The following is a 22,521-nucleotide window of genomic DNA, read 5'->3' as shown; positions in this document are numbered from 1 at the left end:
ACTTCCCTTTTCGGCGGAAAAGCGAGGTGAAGACACCGGGAATCGTCAGCTTTTCCCCGGGAACGCTTCGGCTTCGCTCGCTACACTCGGTCCAATGGACGAGCTGCTCGATGCGATGATCACCGCGCTCCGCGACCTTGACCCGGTGTTGCGCACCCTCATCGCTGGCTTCGGAATGCTGCTCGAAACCTCGGTGTTCGTTGGCCTGATTGTGCCCGGGGACACGATCGCCATCGTCGCATCGCTCGGCGTCGGGAGCCCCGCCGAATACGGCTGGCTCATCCTCGCGCTCGTGCTCGGCGCGGTCGCTGGCGAGAGCATCGGCTTCGCGCTCGGCCGCTGGGTGGGCCCGCGGTTGCGCGCGAGCAAGCTCGGGCAGCGACTCGGCGAGCGCAAGTGGCAGCTCGCCGACCACTACCTCGGACGCCGCGGCGGCCCCGCGGTGTTCCTCTCCCGCTTCCTCCCCGTGCTCCACTCACTGATCCCCCTCACCGCGGGCATGGCGGGCATGCGCTACCGCAAGTTCCTCGCGTGGACGGCGTCGGCGAGCATCGTGTGGGCGGTCATCGTGGTCTCGCTGGGAAGCGGTGCGGCCGCCGGCTACGATCAGCTCGCCGGCCGTGTCAAGGGCGCCGGCTTCATTTTCGCCGGGGCAGCGGCCGCGATCGTGCTGATCCTGTGGCTGCTCAAGCGAGCTTTCCTGCGTCGGGAGCGCGGCCACCTGCAAGTCGACGCGGCCGAGCCGCACGAAGCTGCCGCACGGGCCGACGCCCTAGACTGAACAGGTGACTGCCGCAACTCAGCCCGACCCCCGACCCCGGTTCGCGGCGCGCCTGGAGGACTGGATCCACACCCGCCGTTCACGGCGGGCGGTATCCCGCGGCAAGACGCCGTCGGTGATCCCCTACATTGGGTACGGCAGCACCGAGTGGGTGCGGGTGTTGGGCCGCGTGCTCTACCTCAAGCCGGAGACGCGCGAGCACACCCGATTCCGGCCCGACGTGGCGCAGGTGTCCCGTGTGCGCGGCTGGCGCACGTTCACGAGCCTCTCCGTACCGCATCAGCCGGTGCGGGTGCACATCGACGGCCAGTTCGTCGCCGAGGTCACCGCCGACCGTGGCGGGGTCATCGACTCGATGGTGCCGGTCTCACTCACCCCCGGCTGGCACACGATCACGCTCCGAGCCGGCGAGAGCGAGGCCGCCGACGCGCCCGTCAACATCGTCGATCCCGCCGCACAGTTCGGCGTGATCTCAGACGTGGACGACACGATCCTCATCACCGCCCTCCCCAAGCCGTTCGTGGCCGCGTGGAACAGCTTCGTGCTCGACGAGCACGCGCGCTCCGCGACCCCCGGCATGGCGGTCATGCTCGACCACCTCGTGGCCCACCACCCCGGTTCCCCCGTGGTCTACCTCTCAACCGGCGCCTGGAACGCCGCGCCGGCCCTCAGCCGCTTCCTGGCGCGCAACCTCTACCCGATGGGCCCGCTCCTGCTCACCGACTGGGGCCCCACGCACGACCGCTGGTTCCGCAGCGGGACCGAGCACAAGCGCCGGGAACTGAAACGCCTCGCCGCCGAGTTTCCCGAGGTGCGCTGGGTGCTCATCGGCGACGATGGCCAGCACGACGAGTCGCTGTACCACGAGTTCGCCACCGCGCACCCGGAGAACGTCGCCGCTGTCGCGATCCGGCAGCTCTCAATTGGTGAGGCCGTGCTCGCCGGTGGCCGCTCGAAGGCGCGGCTGAACCGGACCACGAGCGGAGTGCCGTGGGTGTACGGGCCCGACGGGGCGACGCTGCGGGAGGAGCTGCGGAAGCTGGGCGTGCTGTGACGGGCCCCGTCACGCGGCCGTGGCGCCGCTTCGAGCGCGACTTCACGGGGAGGTTCACCGTCGCGGTGCGCCCGTCCTGGTTCCAGCTTGCAAAGGGCGCGGCTGCCGCCATCATCACCTGGTTTGTCTGCCTGCTCATCTTCCCGGAGCAGCTGCCGATCTTTGGCGCGATCGCCGCGCTGATCGTCATGCAGGACAACGTCGATCAGTCGGTGACCCGCGGCCTCGAGCGCGTGGTTGGCGTGCTCGTGGGGATCTCGGTGGCGCTCGGCGCCGGCGCACTGTTCGGCCAGCAGTCGTGGTTGTTCATCGCCGCGATCGTGGTCGCCATGGCGGTGGGCTGGCTGCTGCGCATGACGCCGTCGTCAACGAACCAGATCGCGATCACCGCGCTGCTCATGATCGCCCTGGGCGGCACCGACCTGCAATACGGCACCGAGCGCCTCGTCGAAACCGCGATCGGAGCCGTGATCGGTGTCGCGCTCAACGCGCTCGTCATCGCGCCCGTGCGCACCTCGTCTGTGCACGACGCGATCATGGACCTCACCCAGCACTCGGCGAACGTGCTGCTCCGGATCGCGGACGGTCTCGACGCGCCGCGCGACGACGCCTGGCTCGCGGAGATGCTGGCGGATGCCCGCAGCCTGCAGGTTGAGCGCGAGCGCGTGCACGGGCTGCTGCGGCAGGCGCGCGAGAGCCTGCGCTTCAACCCGCGCGGCCGGCGCCACTCGGCCGGGCTCGCGGAGGACGACGAGCTGTTCCAGCGGCTCCAGCGCATCGTCACTCAGGTGATCGGGATGGCGCGCGCGCTGTCCGACCTCTACGATCCGGAACTCGTCACCGATCCGTCGGTGATCGGTATGGTCGAGGAGATGCGCCGCGCGGCGCACGACCTTGAGCGGCTGGGGCACATTACCGCGGACCTGCCCGAGCGGGTCGAGCCGCCCGCGCTCACCCAGCCGTACACGATCCCGCAGCCGCACCCCGAGCACTGGGTGCTCATCGGCTCGCTCATGGAGGATCTGCGCCGCGTGCGCGGGCGCATCACGGGCGAGCTCGACTAGCCTGGCTCCGCCCGCGTGACGCGCGCAGCGGCTCCCCCGCGTGCGCACCGCGCTGAGACGCCAGTGGGGCGGGACCGAATCGGCCCCGCCCCACTGGCGTTCCGCGCGTCGCGGACGTGACCCGGTTACGCCTGGAGCGCAGCCTGCACGTCGAGCGAGATGGTGACGTCGGAGCCGAGCAGCAGGCCACCCTTCTCGAGCGGGGCGTTCCAGCTCAGGCCGAAGTCCTCGCGCTTGACCACGGTGGTGGCGGTGAAGCCAGCCTTGTAGTTGCCGTATGCGTCCTCGCCGAAGCCACCGAACTCGAAGTTGAAGGTGACGGGCTTGGTGACGCCGCGCATGGTCAGGTCGCCATCGACGACGAAGTCGCCGTTCTCGCTGCGCGCACCGGTCGACACGAAGGTGAGCTGCGGGAACTCCTCGGCGGCGAAGAAGTCGCCGGTGCGGAGGTGGCCATCGCGATTCTTCTCGTTCGTGTTCACGGACGCGACCTCGGCGGACGCGGTGACCGTGGTGTCGAGGGGGTTCTCGCCCGTGACGAAGGTTGCGTCGAAGTTCTCGAACTTGCCCTTCACCTTGCTGATCGCGAGGTGGCGCACGGAGAAGCCCACCTCGGAGTGCGTGGGGTCGATGGTCCAGGTTCCGACGCGGTACCCGGGGATCTGCTCAGCGGTGATGCTCATGTGTTGCCTTTCATTCAGTGGGAGGGTCTGAGAGGTGTAACTGATACATGCAAGTGGATATTCCTTGTTTTTGGAAAAACTTTTCCCGAAAGTCGTGCAGCGGTGGATTCTGCACTGAATCTTGCCCGCATAGCACTCAACTCAGACCCGGAAACGTCGGGCGATTTCACCTGCTGACTACCGTGAGGGCATGAGTATAGACCCACTGACGTTCGCAGAGGCGCTCGCGCACGCAGGAGCCGCAGCCGAGACCCCCGCGCGAGCGGCGAAGCCCACGATTCTCCTCGGCAACGGATTCAGCATCGACTACGACGCGCGGATCTTCACGTATGACTCCCTCTGGGCGAAGTCGGAGTTTCCCGGAATGACGCTCTCGAAGAGCCAGCTTGAGGAGGTCATCGGAACGTACGACTTTGAGACGGCAATTCGTCGAATCGAGCGCGCGGCCACGCTGGTGCGGCTCTACGCCCCCGGCAGCGATGCCCCCGAGAAACTCAGAAGCGACGCCCACGTGGTGCGGCGCGCACTCTCGGGTGCCCTCACCGCCCTGCACCCGGGACATGCAAACGACTTGAGCGAGGCCAGACGGCGGCACGTGCGCGAGTTCTTCTCGCACTTCGCCGCGATCTTCACCACGAACTACGACCTGCTCACATACTGGGCAGTCACCGGCGCGCAAGACGACCTGCCGGTTCCCCGCACCGACGGCTTTGGCAAGGTTGACGGGTTGCTGACCTGGAGCCCCGAGCGGCAGCAGCGGGTCAGCTTTCTCCACGGTGCGCTCCATCTCCTCCCCGGCGCGGTTCTGACAAAGGCATACGGAGAGTACGGAAAGCCGATGCTGCAGCACATTCGCGAGTGGCTGAGCGCAGACCGTCGCCCCCTGATGGTCACCGAGGGGACCACCGAGGAGAAGCTCGAACGGATCCTCCAGAGCGACTACCTCCGCAGGTGCTTGGACCTGCTGCGCACCACGACGGGTCCCCTGTTCATACACGGCTTCTCGCTCTCAAAGAACGACGCACACCTCCTCGACGTCATCTCGGCGCCGGAGAGCGGGATCACCTCGCTGTACGTGTCCGTGCACGGAGATGGGCTCGCGGTGCGTGAGCGCGCCAGGGAGCTTGCACAGCGCCGGGCACGCATGAACCCGGCCGCCCCCAAGCTTCGCGTGAGCTTCTACGACGCGGACTCCGCGCACGTCTGGGAGTAGGCAGCAGGCCCTGCGGCTAGGCTGCTAGCCATGTCCTCCCGCCGCCCCTCCCCGCTCGGCGGCGCGAAGCCGACGCGAGCGGACCTCCCCCGCTTCGCCACAGACGACCCGCACCCGCTCGACGACGTGCTGCCCACGGATCCGACGGCCCCGCCGCTCCGCCTCCTCATTGTCGGGGTGAACCCTGGGCTGTGGACCGCGGCGGTCAACGCGCCGTTTGCCTACCCCGGCAACCGGTTCTGGCCCTCGCTGCAGCGCGCCGGGCTCACCGACACGCTCGTAGACGCGAGCCGCGGGCTCTCGGACCACGCCGAACAGCAGCTGCTCTCGCGCGGAATCGGGATCACCAACCTGATCGGTCGCGCCACGGTGGCCGAGCGCGACCTGGCGCGGGAGGAGTTCCCTGCCGCGGGTGAACGCCTCGTGGCGCGCCTCGCCGAGCTGCGCCCGAGCACGGTGGCGATCGCCGGGATCGGCGCGTTCCGCCGGGCCTTTCGCGCGCCCCGGGCCGCACTCGGCCCGCAGGACACTGCTGAGATCGCCGGGTGGCCGGCCGGCACGCGCCTCTGGGTCGTGCCGCAGCCGAGCGGGCTCAACGCGCACGAGACCGTCGACTCGCTGGCCGAAAAGTGGCGCGCCGTCTGGGCGGACAGCGCAGCGTCAGAGAACCGGGCGGGCTCCTAGCGCGGGCAGCGGGCGGTTAGCGCGGCCGCCGCTTCGCACTCTCGCGCGCGCGGCGCACCGTCTCGCCCACCTCGACGCGCGGCTCGAACGCACCGGTGCGGCGGCGCGCGGCCTCGCCGATCAAGAAGTCACTGATCGCTGGGTTCTTCGGGAGGAGCGAGCCGTGCAGGTAACTGCCGATCACGTTTGCCGTGCGCGCGCCCTCGACGCCGTCGGTCGGGTTGTTGCCGGCGCCCTGGACCACGCGGCCGAGTGGCGCGGACCCCGACCCGAGCGTGGTGTTGCCACTGTGGTTCTCGTAGCCGATGATCTCACCGAACTCGGGGGTGTCCAGGACGATATTGCCGATCATCCGCTCGCTGCCGCCGCGGGTCTCCACGTCGAGCACGCCGATCCCTGCCAGCTCGTCTCCGGTGTGCGTCACGAAGCGGTGGCCGAACAGCTGGTAGAGCCCACAGATCATGAGCATGGGAGTGCCGTCGGCCGCGAGGGCCCGGATCTCGTCGGCGCGAAGCGCGAGGTCTGCGGCCACGCGCCCCTGCCCCGAGTCCTGGCCGCCACCGCCGACGATGAGGTCGATCGTGTCGGGGAGCGGATCGCCGGGGTTCACCTCGACCACGCGCGGCGCGAAACCGTGCGCGGCGGCGCGGCGCTCAAGCGCGAGCACGTTGCCGCGGTCGCCGTAGATGTTCATGTCGCGCGGGTAGAGCGACACGATGACGAGTTCGTGCTGGGTGCCGGTCTCTGCGCTCACCAGATGTCCTCCACGTCGGTCAGTTCTGCGAGTGCACGCCGCAGCTCAAGCATGGCCGTGTACGTGCAGTAAATGCGCCGGGGCTGCCCCATGGTGCGCTGCCGGAACTCGGTGAGCGCGCGGCCCAGGTCCTCTTGCACCGCCGCCACCGGCACCTCGTCGTGCTCGAGCCGGAGCGCCATGTCCCAGGCGCGCGTGCCGCTCACCGTGTCCACACCGCCGGCGGCGAGCGAGGTGAAGTCGACGTCCCAGAGCCAGGACATGTCCCGGCCGTCGGCGTACTGGTCATTGATGGCGATCATCGCCGCGACCCCTGATGCGTCGAACGAGGCAAGTCCGAGCCGGAAGCCGGCCGGGTTTTTGACGAGCACCAGCTCGAGCGGCTGGCCGTCGAGTTCGAGCTGCTCGCCGCGCCCGAAGGCCGGGCGCACCTTGGCGAGCGCCGCAACAATGCTGCTGGTCTCCGGCGTCACGCTGACGCGCGCCTGGCGCCCGGGCAGGGGCCCGGCGCCGAGCACCTGCCGCACCACGGCCAGCGCCGCGGCAGCGTTGAACGTGTTGTAGAGCCCTTCCAGCTTGAGCGGGGTGCGGTAGTCGACCCCGTCGACCCGGAACACCGCCTCGTGGTCCCCCAGCTCGACCAGGGTGACGTCGGCCGCCGCGGGGTCCGCGGCGCTGCTGTCGGCGACCCCAGCACCAGCATCGGCGTGAAAGTCGTCGTCGCTCGGGAAGGTTGCGAGCAGATCGGCGGAGAGGCCGAACTCGCGCACATCGACCGCGGCGCTCCGCTCGCGCGTGCGCTCGCCGATCGCGTGGATCAGCCGGTCCTCACGGTTGACCACGAGGCCCTCGCTCGTGGCGTCGGCGATGCGCTGCAGCAGCTTCGCGGTGGTGTCGATCTCGCCGAAGCGGTCGAGCTGGTCCCGAAGCACGTTGAGGAGCAGAGTAAACCTGGGTGGGACGCGGTCGATGAAGTACATCGCGTGCGCCTCGTCGAGTTCGAGCACCGCGATGTCTGCATCGAGCTTGCCGCTGAGCGATCCCTCGGCGATTGCCGCCGCGACGACCCCGCGGGAGAAGTTCGAGCCGGTGCGGTTGGTGAAGACGCGCAACCCCTCGGCCTCGAGCATCTCCACGATCATCTTCGTGGTGGTGGTCTTGCCGTTCGTCCCGCTGACGGCCACCACGCCGTACGGGAGCCGGCCGAGCACTCGGCTGAGGAAGCCGGGGTCGATTTTCTCGACCACGAGCCCGGGCAGCGCGGAACCGCCGCCCCGCAGTCGGGCGACCTGCCGCACACTCTTCCCCACGACGGCGGAGATTACATCACGCATGGAATCAAGCCTAGTGGGTGGCGCGGGGGCGATCCTTCGCGTCTAGTCCGCGGCGTGACGACCGCGCGACTCGCCGCGGTGCTCGGGCGGCAGCAGTTCGGGGCGCACGCGCCGCGTCCGCTCGATGCTCTGCTCCTGACGCCACGCGGCGATGGCCGCGTGGTTGCCGCTGAGCAGCACGGGGGGCACCGCCCGGTCGCGCCAGTTTGCGGGCTTCGTGTAGCTCGGGTACTCAAGGAGGCCGGACTCGTGCGACTCCTCGACCAGGCTCTCGGGGTTGCCCACGACGCCGGGAACGAGCCGCGCGATCGCCTCGACCATCGCGATCGTTGCCACCTCACCGCCGTTCAGGATGTAGTCGCCGATGCTCACCAGCCGCACGCGACCGCGCTCGGCGTACTCCTCGAAGACGCGCTGATCAATGCCCTCGTACCGACCGCACCCGAACACCAGGTGGGGCTCCTGCGCGAGCTCGTGCGCCATCGCCTGGGTGAACACCTCCCCCGCGGGAGACGGGAAGATAATGAGCGGCTCGCCGGTGGTCTCGGGATCGGTGAGGATCGAATCGAGGGCTTCGCCCCACGGCTCCGGCTTCATGACCATTCCCGCGCCGCCGCCGGCGGGGGTGTCATCGACGGTGCGGTGCTTATCGTGCGCGTGCTCGCGCAGATCGTGCACGCGCACGTCGATCACGCCCCGCTGCTTCGCCTTCCCGAGCAGCGAGAGCTCGAGTGCGTCGAAGTAGCCGGGGAAGATCGAGACAACGTCGATCCTCATGCGGCGGGATCCTGCGGGTCAGAATCAGCAGCAGAACCAGCGGCGGAGTCGCCCCCAACCGCAGAGCCAGCGTCCGCGGCAGGTTCGGCAGCCGCGTCAGACTGCGGCGCCGCCTCGGACCCCGGACCGCCGGCGATTTCCGCCTCGCGCTCCTCGAAGAGCCCGGTCGGCGGGGTGACGTGGACCAGCCCGGCCTCGATATCGACGCTCGGGACGATCGCCTCGACGAACGGCACGAGCACGGTGCCGGCCTCGGTGGTGACCACCAGGAGGTCCTGAGCCGGGAAGTGACGCACCTCGGCCACCGTGCCCAGCTTTTCGCCCTCGCGCACCACGTCGAGTCCCACGAGCTGGTGGTCGTACCAGGCGTTATCCTCTTCGCCGTCGGCGACTGCCTGCTCGTCGATCCAGAGGATGGCGCGCACGATGCCCTCGGCGTCGGAGCGGTCGGCGAGCTCCTCGAAGAACCCAACCGGCGACTCGTTGAACCAGCGCAGCTCGCGCATCGTGATCGTGCGCCCAAACCAGGGCGAGTCCTCGGGAACCTGCAGGTAGAACTCGGCGCCCGGGGTGAACCGAAGCTCGGGGTTGTCGGTGAAGAGCTCGAGCTTGATGCCGCCCTTCAGACCGTGCGGCTTCGTCAGGCGGCCCACACGCAAACTCCCCGCCCCGCTAGCGGGACGGGGAGCTCGTGCGCGCCCGGAGGCGTCGGCCATCAGGCGTCGCTTCCGCTCGAAGCGGGCTCGGTCGCGTCGACCAGCTCGTCCGCGTCGCCGGCGTCGTCCGTGTCAACCACGTCGACGCGGATGCGCTCGCCAGCGGCGAGCGAGGCAACGACGGTGCGCAGGGAGGACGCGGTGCGCCCGCCACGGCCGATCACGCGGCCGAGATCGTCGGGGTGCACGCGCACCTCAAGGACCTCGCCGCGGGCACCGCCGCGCGCGTCAACGCGCACCCGCTCGGGGTGGTCGACGATCCCGCGCACGAGGTGCTCGAGCGCGTCAGCAAGCGCCTGTTCAGCCAAGAGAATTAGGCCTCGGTGGTCTCGGCTGCGTCCTCGGCGGGAGCCTCGGCTGCGTCTGCTGCCGGCGCCTCGACCGCTGCGGGCTTCTCAGCCTTGGGGCGCAGCACGGTCTTCTTCGCGGAATCGACCTCGAACGGGACCTTTGCCTCGGGTGCGAGCACCTTCGACTCCGTCGAGCCCTCGCCCGAGAACTTGCCCCAGTCGCCCGTGAGCTTGAGGATGGCGGCAACCTGCTCGGTCGGCTGGGCGCCGACGCTGAGCCAGTACTGCGCACGATCCGAATCGACCTCGATGAACGAGGGGTTCTGCGTGGGGTGGTACTTGCCGATCTCCTCGATCACGCGACCGTCGCGCTTGGTGCGCGAGTCGGCGACGACGATGCGGTAGTAGGGTGCGCGGATCTTGCCGAGGCGCTTGAGGCGGATCTTAACGGCCATGAATGACTCCTTGGGTGTCTGTGTGACGACACGCTGCGACGTCTTGCCGCTGCGCGAAAGCCTGGGCACGCGAACTGCGTGAACTCATCAATTTTGCCACACCACGGGCAGTATTTGCAATTTTTGTTGTGACCAGGAATTTAGTCGCGCCGAGTGCTCGGGGTTCCGCCCAAACGAAGCTCAAGCGCCGCAAATAGCCGCTCCGCGACGCCCTCGTGATGCACCCCATCGTGCTCGTATTCGTTGGTCACCCAGGCGTTCAGCCCGGGGACCCGGCTCGCGGTGTTGAGCGAGAGCCCCGCGTCCACATACATGTCGTCGAAGTACACCGCCGCCTCTACGGGCACGCTGTTGCGCCCCAGGCGCTCGCGGTCGTACATCTCGATGGGCCACTCGCGCGACGCGAGCTCCTCAACCCCGGCGCGGAAACCGCGCAGGGCGCGGATCTCTGAGAACATCCAGGGGAACACCATCTCCCCCGTGAACTCGAGCGGTCGCCCGGCCTCCGCGAACTCCGGTCGCTCCTCGCGGGCACGCTGTGCGGCCCAGGCCGAGGGGCCGGGCCCGTAAATACTCTCTTGCAGGGCGATGAAGAGCGGGTTCGTGGCAAAACCGGTCGCAGCGCCGACGGTCTGGATGAACGTGTCGCTGAGCCGCGTCTCCGACTCGTCCGAGAACGCTTCGTCGAGCATCCAGTGCACGCGGTCGTAGCCGGGCGCCATGCCGAGGTCGAGGCCGAGCGTCTGGAACCGGCGCACGGTGAGTCGATCGCCGTCCGGAAGCCGCACGTCCTCGGCCGCAAGCAGATCCGCGATGCGTGCCACTCGATCGGTCAGGTGTGGGGTGCGCTCGCGGAAGATCCGGTTCTTGGCGGCGACCCGCGGGAAGGTGCGCCGGTACACCTCGTCTGGATCCGGCTCGAGGCCCGCCAGGCCACCGGTCACTGCGGCGCCGATCAGCGCCTCCGGGGCCACGGAGAGGTAGTGGAGGGTGAGAAACCCGCCGTAGCTCTGGCCCAGGCTCCACCACTGGCGGCCCTCGTAGTGCGTGGCGCGCACGGCCTCGAGGTCGCGCACGATTGAGTCTGCCCGGTGGAGCGAGAGCCGCCGCGCGGCCTCGGCGGCCGGAAGCGGCGCAAAGTCATCGCCAGAGAGCGGCGTCGAACGGCCGGTCCCGCGCTGATCGGGGATCACCACGCGGAAGCGGCGCAGTGCGGCGCCCACCCAGGCCGACCGCCCGAGCGGCCGGGTCCCCTTGCCACCGGGGCCACCCTGCAGGTGCACGAGCAGCGGCAGGTCGGCGTGTCGCAGTTCGGCGGCAACCAGTTCGCGAGCGAAGATCCGAATTGTCTCGCCGTGCGGGTCATTCCAGTCGAGCGGGACAGTGGTCCACACGTCCCGCGCGACGATGTCCGAACCGATCAGATACTCAGCGCCCTGGCTCATGTCTCTGCCCTCCCTGCGGTACTCACGTGCGTCAGTGCCAATCTACCGGTCGAGCCACCACCCGAACAGCACCGGGAAGCCCAGCATCACTGCCACAGTGCCCGCCATCGCCCGCCAGCGCCCGGGCCACCCTCCCGCCAGACCGCCGTCGGAGGCTCGGGTCGGTGACCGAGCGGAGGCGCCGGGTCGGTGACCTAGCGGAGGCCCTTGCCGAGCATCTGCTGCAGCTTCGCCATCTCTTCCTCGGACGGCTGCGCCGCGGCGCCGCCACCGATACCAAACCCGGAGCCGCTCGGCGCCGTCGCCTGCTTTGCCTCGATTCCAGCCTGCTCCTGGGCGCGCTTCGCCGGGTTGCCCGACTGCTTCTTGCCCTTGCCCTTGCCCTGCGCCTTCTTCTTTCCACCGTGGCCGCCCATGCCGGGCATGGGTCCCATCCCCGGAATCTGGGGCACGCCGCCGCGCGCCACCGTCTTCATCATCTTTGCGGCCTGCTCGAAGCGCTGCACGAGCGAGTTGACGTCGGTAACGGTCATGCCCGAACCCTTGGCGATGCGCAGCCGGCGCGACCCGTTGAGCAGCTTCGGGTTCTGCCGCTCCGCGAGTGTCATCGACTGGATAATCGCCTCGGTGCGCACAATCTCGCGCTCATCGAAGTTCTCGAGCTGATCCTTCATCTTGCCCATGCCGGGAAGCATGCCCATCATCTTCTTGATGGAGCCGGCACCGCGCAGCTGCTGCATCTGGCCGAGGAAGTCGTCGAGCGTGAACTCGTCCTTCGCGATCTTCTCGGCGACCTTGCGCGCCTCGCCCTCGTCGAACGCGCTCTGCGCCTGCTCGATGAGCGTGAGAATATCGCCGAGATCGAGGATGCGGCTCGCCATGCGGTCGGGGTGGAACGGCTCGAAGTCGCCGAGCCCCTCGCCCGTCGAGGCGAAGAGGATCGGGCGGCCGGTCACACCGCGGATCGACAGCGCCGCGCCACCGCGCGCGTCACCGTCGAGCTTGGTGAGCACCACGCCGGTGAAGTCGACACCCTCCTGGAACGCCTGCGCGGTCGCGACGGCGTCCTGGCCGATCATTGCGTCGATCACGAAGAGCACCTCGTCGGGATCGATCGCCTTGCGAATGTTCGCGGCCTGCTGCATGAGCTCCTGGTCCACGCCCAGGCGGCCAGCCGTATCCACGATCACGAAGTCGTACTGCTTTGCGCGCGCCTCGGCGACGCCGCCCTTGGCGACCTTCACCGGGTCGCCAACGCCGTTGCCGGGCTCGGGCGCGTAGATCGCAACCCCGGCCTGCTCGGCCACGACACCCAGCTGGGTCACCGCGTTGGGACGCTGCAGGTCGCACGCGACGAGCATGGGCGTGTGGCCCTGATCCTTAAGCCACTTAGCAAGCTTGCCCGCGAGCGTGGTCTTGCCCGCGCCCTGGAGGCCGGCGAGCATGATGATGGTCGGCGGCTTCTTCGCGAACTCAAGCCGGCGCTGTTCGCCGCCGAGGATCGCCACGAGCTCCTCGTTGACGATCTGCACAACCTGCTGGGCAGGGTTGAGCGCCTGGTTGACCTCGTCGCCGAGGGCCCGTTCGCGGACCTTCCCGGTGAAGTCTTTGACCACGTCAAGCGCGACGTCCGCTTCGAGCAGCGCGCGTCGAATCTCGCGTACGGTGCTGTCGACGTCTGACGCCGACAGCTTGCCCTTCGCCCGCAGATTCTTGAAGGTGTCGGTGAGCCGCGCAGAGAGGTTTCCGAAAGTAGCCATGATGGGTTGATTCTACCCCGCGCGGCGGCCCGGCATGAGCGCGCGACTCACCCCGGGCCCCGCGGGCCGGCGCTACTTCCCGCTGTAGTCGTAGAAGCCGCGACCCGACCCCTTGCCCAGCCAGCCCTTGTCGATGTATTCGCGCTTGATGTACTCAGCGAACTCGCGCATCTCGGGGTCGTCCCCGCTCATGCCGAGGTTGTAGGGGGTCATCATGCCCACCACGTCGAAGATCTCGAACGGGCCGGCGGGTGCGCCGGTCGCGATCTTCCAGGTGTTGTCGATGTCCTCGGGCGTGGCGACGCCGCGGACGACGAGCTTGGCGCCCGCGTTGAGGAACGGCACGAGCAGGGAGTTCAGCACGTAGCCCGGCTGCTCCTTGTGGATCCGGATCGGGACCATGCCGATCTCGGCAGCAAACTCGGCCACCTGTTCGAAGACCGCCGGATCCGTGCCGGGGTGCCCCATGACCTCGCCCGTGTTGTGCAGCCACACCTCGTTTGCGAAGTGCAGTGCGAGGAACCGCTCGGGGCGACCGGTGAACGGCGCGATGTCGCTCGGCAGCAGCGTCGACGAGTTCGTGCAGAAGATCGTCTGCTCAGGGGCCAGCTGGCCCACGCGCTCCCAGGTGCTCTGCTTGATGTCGAGGCGCTCGGGGACCGCCTCGATCACGATGTCCGCGGCGGAGAGGGCGTCTGCGAGGTCGGAAGACGGCCGAATTCGGGCCACCGCGGCGTCGAGCTTCTCGGGCGTCGCATCGGGCAGGTCTCGCAGATACTGCGGCTTGAGATACTCCCACCGCTCGGGGAGCTTCGCGAGGATCTCGTCGTTCAGATCGTAGGCTACGACGTCCTTGCCGGAGTACGCGGCCTGGAAGATGATCTGGGAGCCCAGGACCCCGGTGCCCAGTACTGTGAGGTGCTGCATGGTTACCCTTTCTCGAACGCTACACCTGGTTGGTGGAGCTTCCGGTCCGGCGGCCGCAGCGTGTGGCCCAGCCGTCAGGCCTCACGTCAAATGTATCGCTTTTTTGCACTCATCAGTCAGTTATTCGCGGGCGGCTGAACATTTGAGTCCCCCACTCAGCCGACGAGCTGCTGCGCGAACACGTGCGGCGTGAAGCCGGTGAGGTCGGTGATCCCCTCGCCCTGCCCCACGAGCTTGATGGGCAGCCCGGTCTTTTCCTGCACGGCGAGCACGAAACCGCCCTTCGCGGATCCGTCGAGCTTGGTGAGTACGAGGCCCGTGACCCCGGCGTGTTCAATGAACGCCTCGGCCTGCGCGAGCCCGTTCTGCCCCGTCGTGGCGTCGAGCACGAGCAGCACCTCGGCGACCGGCGCCTGCTTCTCGATCACACGGCGCACCTTGCCGAGCTCGTCCATGAGCCCGCCCTTGGTCTGCAGCCGGCCCGCGGTGTCGATGATCGCGATGTCGTAGCCCTCGGCGATCGCGCGCTCGACCGTCTGGAAGGCGACGGCCGCGGGGTCCTGCCCCTGCTGCTGCGGCTTGACGATATCAACCCCGGCCCGCTCGGCCCAGGTGCCGAGCTGCTCCACGGCGGCGGCGCGGAACGTGTCGGCGGCGCCCACGACGATGCGCTTGTCGAACGCTTTGAGGTAGTTGGCGAACTTGCCGATCGTGGTGGTCTTGCCCACCCCGTTGACGCCGACCACGAGAATGACCGCGGGGCGCTCCGAGAGGTGCAGCGTCGGGTCGTAGGCGGCGAGCCGCTCCTCGACCGCGTCGCGGAGCATGCTGCGCAGCTCGGACACCTCGGTGACGCGCAGTCGCGACACCTCCGCCCGCAGCGAGTCGAGCAGCGCCTCGGTGACGTCCGGGCCAAAGTCCGCGGTAATCAGTGCGGTCTCGAGATCGTCCCAGGTCTCATCAGTAATCAGGGTGGGACCACTGAAGATATTGCGGAATGCCTTCGAAAAAGACCACGTTCGCTCTGCCATACGTCGATCCTATCGATGCAAGACGCGGGAGTAACCGGCCGATCGGTCATTTGCGGCCCGAGACTCCGCTACGATTCACGGTGTTAGCACTCCCCAACAACGTCGATGGGATGTCGGCGTTCCACGTGACCCCACGGAGGCACTGTGACCCGACCACCGTCAGTACCGGGTTCCCGGAGACGCCTCGCGGGCGCCGGGCTGCTCCTCGCGATGCTCGCCGCCGCGATCGGTGCCGTCTTCGCCGCGTCTCCGGCTCAGGCAGACGCCTCGTGCGTTCCGGACGCGCAGACGGCGTGCATCCAGGGCGTCATCAAGACCAGCGCGGGCGAGCCAGCCGTCGCCGTGTCCGTCACCCTCGACCCCGGTTCACTCAGCACCACCTCGGATGCGGCCGGGCGCTGGGCCTTCGCGGTGACCACGTCTGGGACCTACACGGTCGGCATCGACCCCGCGACCCTCCCGGATGGCCAGTTCCCCAAGGCCGCCGCCACACGCCAGGTCACCGTCGAGCTGTACGAGAGCGCCAGCGCGCTGTTCCCGCTCACCGACGACGCGGCCGCCGGGGGCGAGTCAACGTCTCCCTCGCCCACCCCGGCACCGAGCACCGAGCAGCCGGGGACCGCGACGCCGGGCGGTGCGAGCGATGGTGGCACCGGCACGAGCGCCGAGACCACCCCGGGCGCGAGCACCAGCGCCGACGGGTTCTCCTGGCCGCGCTTCTGGCAGCAGTTCGCGTCGGGGATCCGAATGGGGCTCCTGCTCTCGCTCGCCGCAGTGGGGCTGTCGCTCGTGTTCGGCACCACCGGGCTCAGCAACTTCGCGCACGCGGAGATGCTCTCGATGGGCGGCATCCTCGCCTTCCTGTTCATGGGACTCACCGGGAACATCTGGCTCGCCGGCGGGATCTCAGTGATCATCATGGCGGCGTTCGGCTGGCTGCAAGACACGGTGCTCTGGCGGCCGCTGCGCAAACGGCGACTCAGCCTCATGCAGATGATGATCGTCTCGATCGCCCTGTCGATCGTGCTGCAGAACGTCTTCCAGTTCTTCTTCGGCGCAAACGTGCTGCGCATTGACCCGAGCACCCCGCAGACCGTCACGCTGCTGGGCGTCACCCTCACCGTGCAGTCGTACATCGCCATGGGCATCGCGCTCGTCGCGATCGTCGCCGTGGGGCTCGCGCTCAAGTACACCCGCTTCGGCCGCGCCACGCGCGCGGTATCCGACAACCCGGCGCTCGCCGAGGCGTCCGGCATTGACGTGAACGGCGTGATCCGGATCGTGTGGATCGCAAGCTCGGCCCTCGCCGGACTCGCCGGCGTGCTCCTGGGCCTCGTGCTCAACGGCATCTCCTGGAACACCGGCTGGCACTTCCTGCTCCTCCTGTTCGCGGCGGTGGTGCTCGGCGGTATCGGCACCGCCTTCGGCGCCGTCATGGGCGCGATGATCATCGGGCTCGTCGTCGAGATGGCGAACATCTGGCTGCCCGGCGACCTCAAACACGCGGCCGCACTCTTCATCCTCATTCTCGTCCTGCTGGTTCGGCCACAGGGCATCTTCGGCCGCGCTGAGCGGGTCGGGTAGGGACCGCCATGGACTTTCTGATTAGCCTGCTGCAGTCAATCCTGCAGACCGCGCTCTCCCCCGTCACCGCCGCCTTCGTGCTCGCGGCGATTGGCCTCAACATCCACTTCGGGTTCACCGGGCTCATGAACATGGGCCAGGCGGGGTTCATGCTCGTGGGCGGCTACGGCTTTGTTATCTCCGTGATGAACGGCCTGGGGTTCTTCCCGGCGATCCTGATCTCCATGCTCGCGTCGGCCGCGTTCGCGCTGCTACTCGGGATCCCCACGCTCAAGCTTCGGGGCGACTACCTCGCGATCGTCACGATCGGGGCCGCAGAGATCATCCGCATGACCGCGCGGCTCGCGAACCTCACCCCCATCACGGGTGGGCCGAGCGGGATCCAGAGCCCCAAGTTTCGCGAGGAGTTCAATGCGCTCTCCCCGCTCCCCGAGGGCCGCACGTCGTTCTTGAGCCTCGACTACGTCAACACCGGCGTGGACGACTGGTGGTCGCGGATCGTCGCCTGGGGCCTCGTCGCGCTCTTCCTGCTCGTCACCTGGCTGCTGATGCGGAGCCCGTGGGGCCGGGTGCTCAAGGGGATCCGGGAAGACGAGGACGCCGTGCGCAGCCTCGGCAAGAACACGTTCTCGTACAAGATGCAGGCGCTGATGATCGGCGGCGTGATGGGCGGTTTTGGCGGCATCATCATGGCGTTCCCCGCTGCGATCAACCCCGACGGCATGGGCCGCGCCACCACGTTCAACCTGTGGATGATTATGCTGCTCGGCGGCGCCGCGACGATCCTCGGGCCCCTGCTCGGCTCGATCCTGTTCTTCGTGGTGCGCCTCGTGATCACGAGCGTTGCCTCGGAGTTCGTGCCGGACAGCGTACTCAACGCGCAGCAGACCGAGATCGTGTCGTGGATTCTCATCGGGCTCATGCTGATGCTGCTCGTTATATTTAGGCCCCAAGGAATACTCGGGAACAAGAAGGAGCTGTCGTTCAATGTCTGAGCTCGCACCGTCGCATGCCCCCGTACGCCCCGGCGAGTACCCGCACGATCGCGCCGCGCTGCGCGCCACGCTCGCGGGACTCGAGCAGGTCCCGGGCAGCGCCAAGCCAGATCCGATCCTCACGGTCGACCGCATCGAGCGACGCTTCGGCGGCATGACCGCCGTCGACGTCGACCACCTCGAAGTGCAGCGCGGCGCGATCACCGCGCTGATCGGACCCAACGGGGCCGGCAAGACCACCTTCTTCAACCTCCTCACGGGCTTTGACCGCCCCACGAACGCGGCGCGCCCGTTCGGGGGCAGCGCCCCGGATCGCGCACGCTGGAGCTTCGAGGGGCGGGACCTCGGCCGCACCACAGCCACCCGGGTAGCGCGGGCCGGCATGATCCGCACGTTCCAGCTCACGAAGGCGCTCAGCCGCATGACGGTGCTCGAGAACATGCTGATTGGCGCCGCCGATCAGCCGGGCGAGAACCTGCTCGTGGGCCTCATCAAGCCGCTGTGGGCCAAGCGTGAGCGGGAGAACATTGCGCGCGCAGACGAGCTGCTGCGGCGGTTCAAGCTCGACGCGAAGCGCAACGACATGGCCGGCGGGCTCTCGGGCGGGCAGAAGAAACTGCTCGAGATGGCGCGCGCGCTCATGGCGGAGCCGGCGATGATCATGCTCGACGAGCCGATGGCCGGCGTCAATCCCGCGCTCACCCAGAGCCTGCTCGACCACATTCAGATGCTCCGCGACGAGGGTACGACCGTGCTCTTCGTGGAGCACGACATGCACATGGTGCGGCACATTTCCGACTGGGTGGTGGTGATGGCCCAGGGGCAGATCATCGCCGAGGGGCTCCCCGAGGACGTGATGTCGAGCGAGGCGGTCGTCGATGCTTACCTCGGCGCGCACCACGATCGGGACCTCGGGGACGATGACGTACTTACCACCGGGGTGATCCGCGCAATCTCGGAAGAGGTGGCCGACGAGGCCGCACTCGATGCACAGGAGGGATCGCGATGAGCGACACCACACAGCCGATTCTCCGCGCGGACGGCCTCGACGCTGGCTATCTCCCGGGCATCAACATTCTGAACCGGTGCTCCCTCGAAGCGCGCCGCGGCGAGCTGGTGGGGATCATTGGCCCCAACGGAGCCGGGAAGTCGACGCTCTTGAAGGCGCTCTTCGGGCTGGTCAACATCCGCGCCGGATCGGTCACGCTCGACGGACGCGACGTGACCGGGCTGAAGACGAACGAGCTCGTGCGAGCCGGGGTGGGGTTCGTGCCGCAGTCACACAACGTCTTCCCGTCGCTCTCGATCGAGGAGAACCTGCAGATGGGCCTCTTCCTCAAGCCGAAGGAGTTCGCCACGCGCGCCCAGGACATGTGGGATCTCTTCCCCATGCTCGCCGAGCGGCGCAAGCAGCTTGCCGGCTCGCTCTCGGGCGGCGAGCGGCAGTCCGTCGCCATGGCTCGCGCGCTCATGATGCAGCCGCAGGTGCTGCTCCTCGACGAGCCGAGCGCCGGCCTCTCCCCCGTGCGCCAGGACGAGACGTTCATCCGCACCCGGCAGATCAATCAGACCGGGGTCACGATCATCATGGTCGAGCAGAATGCCCGGCGGTGCCTGCAGATCTGCGATCGCGCCTACGTGCTCGATCAGGGCACGAACGCGTATGAGGGGCCCGGCCGGGAGCTCGCAAACGATCCGCGCGTGATCGAACTGTACCTCGGCACGCTCGCGAAGGAGGTGGAGGCGAAGGGCTCCGAGCGCCGGGGCGGCGCCCGGGACGGCGGGGCCGGGGCCGGGGCCGAAGCAGGCTCGGCCGGACCGAGCGCAGCCGAAACTGGCCCGGCCGAAGGCTAGGCCAGCGCCTCCCCGCCGAGCAGCTCGCGCACGTCGGCGGCGGTGAGCGTCTGCGCGAACAGTTCCTCGTCGTCGATCACGGCGTCGAAGAGCGCCCGCTTGCGCCGCTGCAGGGCGAGCACTTTCTCCTCGATGGTGCCGAGCGCGATCATGCGGACCACGTGCACGGGCGAGCGCTGCCCGATCCGGTGGGTGCGGTCGATCGCCTGTGCCTCGCTCGCCGGGTTCCACCACGGGTCGAGGAGGAGCACGGTGTCGGCCTCCGTGAGGTTGAGGCCCACCCCTCCGGCCTTCAGGCTGATCAGGAACACGTCGGCCTCGCCCGCCCGGAAACGTGCGATCACCGCGTCGCGGTTGCGCGTGCTGCCGTCGAGCGTGACCGTGCGCACGCCTGCCGCGTGCAGTCGCTCGCGCGCGCGGTCGAGGAACGAGGTGAACTGGCTGAACACGAGCGCGCGGCGACCCTCGGCCGCGAGCGCCGCGGCCCGCTCCGCGAGCGCCTCGAGCTTTGCAGACGGAAGCGCGGTGTACTGCTCGTCGATGAGCGACGCGTCGAGCGCCAGCATGCGCAGCAGCGTGAGCGAGCGGAACACGGTGAATCGGTTGCGGTCGAGGTCTGCGATCAGCCCGAACAGCTTCTGGCGCTCGCGCTGCACGAACACGTCGTAGAGCTCCCGGTGCCCCGGATCGAGCTCAATCTCAAGGATCTGTTCCTGCTTCTCGGGGAGCTCGGGGGCGACCAGGTCTTTGGTGCGACGCAAGAGAAATGGACGCAGCCGGCGGCGCAGCCGCTCCGTGCGCTGCGCGCGCAGACCCGCCTGCACGCCCGGGCCGCTGCCGGCGCCCACGCCGACGGAGATCCCGAGCGCGGGCCGCTCGATCGCGCGCACGTACTCCTCCTCAAACCGCCGCGCCGAGGGGAAGAGGCCGGGTGCGACGATGCGACAGAGTGCGTGGAGCTCGCGCAGCGAGTTCTCGATGGGGGTGCCCGTGACCGCGAGCTTCCACGCCACCGGCAGCTGCTCGGCGAGCTCGTTGCCCTGGGCGCGCGCGTTCTTGACGAACTGCGCCTCATCGAGGATGAGCCCGGCGAATCCCAGGTGCGGATCCGACGCGACCTCGGTGAACCGCTCCGAGTCGAGCCGGAAGAGCGCGTAGCTCGTGACGATGACGTCCGCCTCCGCTGCATCGGCCCGCAGCGGCCGGCCAGACGCGGCCTCGGTGGCGGTGCGTACGCGCACGCGCAGCCCGGGGGCAAAGCGGGCGGCCTCCGCCGCCCAGTTGCTCATCACCGAGGTGGGGGCAACCACGAGGAACGGCCGCGGATCCGCCGCGTGTGCGATGAGGGTGAGGCACTGCAGGGTCTTGCCAAGCCCCATGTCGTCCGCGAGGATCCCACCCAGCCGGTGGCGCCAGAGGAACGCCAGCCAGTTGAACCCGTCGCGCTGGTACGGCCGCAGCTCAGCGTGGATGCCGGGCGGCACGGGCGTCTCGGCTGGGATGTCCGCCCGCACCTCGGCCACGAGGGCGCGCCACTCGACCGCGGCGATCGACTCGTCTGCGAGGTCTTCAAACTCGGCCCAGAGCGTGACCTGGTGCCGGCTGATCCGCACCCCGGTCTCCCACTCGTCGAGATCCTGCGCTTCAGCGATCAGCTCCGCGAGCGGCGCAAACGCGGGATGGGTGAGCGAGAGATAGCTGTTGTCGACGAGGAGCAGCTTCTTGCGCCCGAGCGCGAGGGCGCGAAACAGCGGCACGAACGGGACGGTCTTCCCCTCGACCGTGACGAGCACCCCGAGGTCGAACCAGTCCTCCTGCTCGCTCGGCACCGTCGTTACCGTGAGCTGCGGGATGCCCTGCGCCTCGCGGTAGTTGGGCGGTGCGCCGGTGACGCGCACCGCGATGCCATCAATGATCTTGAGCGAGGGCACGACGCCCCCCATGAAGGCCGCCGCGTCGACGCCACGCAGCTCGACGCGCGGCGGGAGCGGCGGTTCGGCGAGCCAGGCGGCCGGCACAAGCTCATCGCCGATCAGCTCGGCGGGGAGCAGCTCGGCGAGCACCGGATCCGGCGCCCCCGGCGCGCCCTCGATGTGCCAGCTCAGCGCGAGGCGGTGCCCGGCGCGCCAGGCCGCGGTGAGCACCACAAGGCCCGGGGCGGGGGCGGGCAACGTGACCGACCCGTCGGCGCTGCCCACGCTGAAGCCGCGGCGCAGCTCGGGCAGGCCGTCGGCGAGGAAGGCGGCTCGCTCCCCCGCGGGGATCAGCAGTGGGCCCGCGACGCCGGAGCTCGCGCCGCGCTCACCGTGCGCGAGCAGCGCGGCCTCCGCGGGCGTGAGCCCTGCGGGCACCGGGGCGAGCCGCACCGCGCGATCACCCCCGTGCTCGGCCAGGTACACGCCGTGGTCGCCAACGGCCCGCCACCCGGCGGCGGGGACCACCTCGTCGGCGAGGGCGAGCTGCGGCCGCAGCGTGAGCGCGCCTCCCGCGTCGACCGTCGCGTCGAGCGTGAGCCTGGCCGCCGCGTGCAGCTGCACCGTGGCCCGCGTGCCGGTACCCACGAGGGCGATTCCCAGCGGTTCCACCTGCGCGAGCATGCTCCACAGCGCCGGACTCACGAAGTCGTCGAGAAACACCCAGTTTGGATCCTGCCCCACGGCGATCGGCTCGGCCGCGCGGTGCAGCGCATAAAACTGGCGGAACCAGCGCTGCTGGGCGGGGTCGAGCCGCAATCGGCTGCCCTGGTGACCGATGTTTGACCAGGTGAGCGAGCCGCGCGCCCAGCCGCGCTCCGTGCGCATCGCCGGGCGCGTGGCGAGCCGGTAGTCACCGCTCCCGGGTTCGCTGGCGCCCCGCAGGGAGCGCGACGTGGGCCCGTTCCACCGCTCGGCCGTGCGCGGAATGAGCTCGCGCAGCTCGAACTGCAGCGCGAGCTGGCTGCTCGGCTGGGCGGCGGCGGTGTGCTCGGCCGCGCGGGAGCCGAGGAGATCGGCGAGCTGGGCGCGCCAGTGGTTCGCGCTGCGGGGCTGAGTGCCGGCGGAGTCGGCGGAGGGGCTGGTCATGTCTCTCTCATCGTAGGAGGTGCCACCGACACGCGCACGGCCGCCGCACACTCAGAAT

At 69.0% G+C, this 22,521-nt stretch carries 21 protein-coding genes; 9 read left to right on the top strand and 12 right to left on the bottom strand.

Annotated features, from left to right (window positions below):
- Nucleotides 1–94 precede the first annotated feature (94 nt).
- Genes EV139_RS11045 through EV139_RS11035 form a run of 3 tightly spaced genes read left to right on the top strand, consistent with a single transcriptional unit; the run spans nucleotide 95 to nucleotide 2,899 of the window.
- Nucleotides 95–781, top strand: coding sequence for a DedA family protein (locus EV139_RS11045; RefSeq protein WP_130454377.1), 687 nt, complete (start codon nucleotides 95–97; stop codon nucleotides 779–781).
- 4 nt (nucleotides 782–785) lie between these two features.
- Complete coding sequence (locus tag EV139_RS11040; protein WP_241989029.1) at nucleotides 786–1,835, top strand: App1 family protein; 1,050 nt, start codon at nucleotides 786–788, stop codon at nucleotides 1,833–1,835.
- A complete protein-coding gene (locus tag EV139_RS11035; protein ID WP_130454376.1) occupies nucleotides 1,832–2,899 on the top strand; it encodes an FUSC family protein in 1,068 nt (355 codons plus the stop codon). The genes EV139_RS11040 and EV139_RS11035 overlap by 4 nt, the downstream gene beginning before the upstream one ends.
- 125 nt (nucleotides 2,900–3,024) lie before the next feature.
- Here EV139_RS11035 and EV139_RS11030 read toward each other — a convergent pair whose 3' ends face one another.
- A complete protein-coding gene (locus EV139_RS11030) occupies nucleotides 3,025–3,582 on the bottom strand; it encodes a YceI family protein (protein ID WP_130454375.1) in 558 nt (185 codons plus the stop codon).
- A gap of 190 nt (nucleotides 3,583–3,772) precedes the next feature.
- On the opposite strand from EV139_RS11030, the gene EV139_RS11025 reads away from it, so the two are divergent.
- Nucleotides 3,773–4,795, top strand: coding sequence for a DUF4917 family protein (locus EV139_RS11025; RefSeq protein WP_130454374.1), 1,023 nt, complete (start codon nucleotides 3,773–3,775; stop codon nucleotides 4,793–4,795).
- 30 nt (nucleotides 4,796–4,825) lie between these two features.
- On the top strand, nucleotides 4,826–5,479 hold the full coding sequence (locus EV139_RS11020; protein ID WP_130454373.1) for a mismatch-specific DNA-glycosylase: 654 nt from the start codon (nucleotides 4,826–4,828) through the stop codon (nucleotides 5,477–5,479).
- A 16-nt stretch (nucleotides 5,480–5,495) separates the two neighbouring features.
- Here the strand turns inward: EV139_RS11020 and EV139_RS11015 are convergent, their stop codons facing one another.
- The 10 genes from EV139_RS11015 to ftsY form a co-directional block, all read right to left on the bottom strand.
- Entirely contained in the window at nucleotides 5,496–6,233 is a 738-nt protein-coding gene (locus EV139_RS11015) for a type 1 glutamine amidotransferase (RefSeq protein WP_277872949.1), read from the bottom strand.
- Nucleotides 6,230–7,567 carry a Mur ligase family protein gene (locus EV139_RS11010; RefSeq protein ID WP_130454372.1) on the bottom strand — a complete coding sequence of 446 codons (1,338 nt, stop codon included), beginning with the start codon at nucleotides 7,565–7,567 and terminating at the stop codon, nucleotides 6,230–6,232. Before EV139_RS11010 ends, EV139_RS11015 begins: the two co-directional genes overlap by 4 nt.
- Nucleotides 7,568–7,609: 42 nt before the next feature.
- Complete coding sequence (gene trmD, locus EV139_RS11005) at nucleotides 7,610–8,344, bottom strand: tRNA (guanosine(37)-N1)-methyltransferase TrmD (protein WP_130454371.1); 735 nt, start codon at nucleotides 8,342–8,344, stop codon at nucleotides 7,610–7,612.
- Nucleotides 8,341–9,003 (bottom strand): ribosome maturation factor RimM, encoded by a 663-nt coding sequence (gene rimM / locus EV139_RS11000; RefSeq protein WP_337248709.1) that lies wholly within the window; start codon nucleotides 9,001–9,003, stop codon nucleotides 8,341–8,343. The genes trmD and rimM overlap by 4 nt, the downstream gene beginning before the upstream one ends.
- A 56-nt stretch (nucleotides 9,004–9,059) precedes the next feature.
- Nucleotides 9,060–9,368 carry an RNA-binding protein gene (locus EV139_RS10995; protein WP_130454369.1) on the bottom strand — a complete coding sequence of 103 codons (309 nt, stop codon included), beginning with the start codon at nucleotides 9,366–9,368 and terminating at the stop codon, nucleotides 9,060–9,062.
- A gap of 5 nt (nucleotides 9,369–9,373) precedes the next feature.
- Nucleotides 9,374–9,805, bottom strand: a complete 432-nt coding sequence (rpsP, locus tag EV139_RS10990) for a 30S ribosomal protein S16 (protein ID WP_130454368.1) — start codon at nucleotides 9,803–9,805, stop codon at nucleotides 9,374–9,376.
- A gap of 140 nt (nucleotides 9,806–9,945) precedes the next feature.
- Nucleotides 9,946–11,250 (bottom strand): alpha/beta fold hydrolase, encoded by a 1,305-nt coding sequence (locus EV139_RS10985; protein ID WP_130454367.1) that lies wholly within the window; start codon nucleotides 11,248–11,250, stop codon nucleotides 9,946–9,948.
- A 194-nt stretch (nucleotides 11,251–11,444) separates the two neighbouring features.
- A complete protein-coding gene (gene ffh, locus EV139_RS10980) occupies nucleotides 11,445–13,010 on the bottom strand; it encodes a signal recognition particle protein (protein ID WP_130454366.1) in 1,566 nt (521 codons plus the stop codon).
- 72 nt (nucleotides 13,011–13,082) lie between these two features.
- Complete coding sequence (locus tag EV139_RS10975; protein ID WP_130454365.1) at nucleotides 13,083–13,937, bottom strand: 3-hydroxyacyl-CoA dehydrogenase; 855 nt, start codon at nucleotides 13,935–13,937, stop codon at nucleotides 13,083–13,085.
- Between the two features lie 155 nt (nucleotides 13,938–14,092).
- Nucleotides 14,093–14,968 (bottom strand): signal recognition particle-docking protein FtsY, encoded by an 876-nt coding sequence (gene ftsY, locus EV139_RS10970; protein ID WP_130454364.1) that lies wholly within the window; start codon nucleotides 14,966–14,968, stop codon nucleotides 14,093–14,095.
- 144 nt (nucleotides 14,969–15,112) lie between these two features.
- Here ftsY and EV139_RS10965 point away from each other — a divergent pair, with 144 nt between their 5' ends.
- The 4 genes from EV139_RS10965 to EV139_RS10950 are packed head-to-tail and all read left to right on the top strand — an operon-like array spanning nucleotide 15,113 to nucleotide 19,401.
- Nucleotides 15,113–16,552, top strand: coding sequence for a branched-chain amino acid ABC transporter permease (locus EV139_RS10965; protein ID WP_241989028.1), 1,440 nt, complete (start codon nucleotides 15,113–15,115; stop codon nucleotides 16,550–16,552).
- An 8-nt stretch (nucleotides 16,553–16,560) separates the two neighbouring features.
- Nucleotides 16,561–17,547, top strand: a complete 987-nt coding sequence (locus EV139_RS10960; protein ID WP_130454363.1) for a branched-chain amino acid ABC transporter permease — start codon at nucleotides 16,561–16,563, stop codon at nucleotides 17,545–17,547.
- Nucleotides 17,540–18,556 carry an ABC transporter ATP-binding protein gene (locus EV139_RS10955; RefSeq protein WP_130454362.1) on the top strand — a complete coding sequence of 339 codons (1,017 nt, stop codon included), beginning with the start codon at nucleotides 17,540–17,542 and terminating at the stop codon, nucleotides 18,554–18,556. The genes EV139_RS10960 and EV139_RS10955 overlap by 8 nt, the downstream gene beginning before the upstream one ends.
- On the top strand, nucleotides 18,553–19,401 hold the full coding sequence (locus tag EV139_RS10950) for an ABC transporter ATP-binding protein (RefSeq protein ID WP_130454361.1): 849 nt from the start codon (nucleotides 18,553–18,555) through the stop codon (nucleotides 19,399–19,401). The genes EV139_RS10955 and EV139_RS10950 overlap by 4 nt, the downstream gene beginning before the upstream one ends.
- On the opposite strand, the gene EV139_RS10945 is transcribed toward EV139_RS10950, so the two are convergent.
- Complete coding sequence (locus tag EV139_RS10945) at nucleotides 19,398–22,463, bottom strand: DEAD/DEAH box helicase (RefSeq protein WP_130454360.1); 3,066 nt, start codon at nucleotides 22,461–22,463, stop codon at nucleotides 19,398–19,400. The two genes, EV139_RS10950 and EV139_RS10945, sit on opposite strands and share 4 nt — an antisense overlap.
- Between the last annotated feature and the right edge of the window lie 58 nt (nucleotides 22,464–22,521).

The sequence above is a fragment of the Leucobacter luti genome (assembly GCF_004217175.1).
GTDB classification, from domain to species: Bacteria; Actinomycetota; Actinomycetes; order Actinomycetales; family Microbacteriaceae; genus Leucobacter; species Leucobacter luti.
This window is presented reverse-complemented; position numbering and strand designations above follow the sequence as displayed.

Excerpts from the sequence above, each read along its gene's own strand:
- EV139_RS11045 (WP_130454377.1), top strand. The coding sequence starts at position 95 with ATGGACGAGCTGCTCGATGCGATGATCACCGCGCTCCGCGACCTTGAC.
- EV139_RS11030 (WP_130454375.1), bottom strand. The coding sequence starts at position 3,582 with ATGAGCATCACCGCTGAGCAGATCCCCGGGTACCGCGTCGGAACCTGG.
- EV139_RS11025 (WP_130454374.1), top strand. The coding sequence starts at position 3,773 with ATGAGTATAGACCCACTGACGTTCGCAGAGGCGCTCGCGCACGCAGGA.
- EV139_RS11020 (WP_130454373.1), top strand. The coding sequence starts at position 4,826 with ATGTCCTCCCGCCGCCCCTCCCCGCTCGGCGGCGCGAAGCCGACGCGA.
- EV139_RS11010 (WP_130454372.1), bottom strand. The coding sequence starts at position 7,567 with ATGCGTGATGTAATCTCCGCCGTCGTGGGGAAGAGTGTGCGGCAGGTC.
- trmD (WP_130454371.1), bottom strand. The coding sequence starts at position 8,344 with ATGAGGATCGACGTTGTCTCGATCTTCCCCGGCTACTTCGACGCACTC.
- rpsP (WP_130454368.1), bottom strand. The coding sequence starts at position 9,805 with ATGGCCGTTAAGATCCGCCTCAAGCGCCTCGGCAAGATCCGCGCACCC.
- EV139_RS10985 (WP_130454367.1), bottom strand. The coding sequence starts at position 11,250 with ATGAGCCAGGGCGCTGAGTATCTGATCGGTTCGGACATCGTCGCGCGG.
- ffh (WP_130454366.1), bottom strand. The coding sequence starts at position 13,010 with ATGGCTACTTTCGGAAACCTCTCTGCGCGGCTCACCGACACCTTCAAG.
- EV139_RS10975 (WP_130454365.1), bottom strand. The coding sequence starts at position 13,937 with ATGCAGCACCTCACAGTACTGGGCACCGGGGTCCTGGGCTCCCAGATC.
- ftsY (WP_130454364.1), bottom strand. The coding sequence starts at position 14,968 with ATGGCAGAGCGAACGTGGTCTTTTTCGAAGGCATTCCGCAATATCTTC.
- EV139_RS10960 (WP_130454363.1), top strand. The coding sequence starts at position 16,561 with ATGGACTTTCTGATTAGCCTGCTGCAGTCAATCCTGCAGACCGCGCTC.
- EV139_RS10955 (WP_130454362.1), top strand. The coding sequence starts at position 17,540 with ATGTCTGAGCTCGCACCGTCGCATGCCCCCGTACGCCCCGGCGAGTAC.
- EV139_RS10950 (WP_130454361.1), top strand. The coding sequence starts at position 18,553 with ATGAGCGACACCACACAGCCGATTCTCCGCGCGGACGGCCTCGACGCT.
- EV139_RS10945 (WP_130454360.1), bottom strand. The coding sequence starts at position 22,463 with ATGACCAGCCCCTCCGCCGACTCCGCCGGCACTCAGCCCCGCAGCGCG.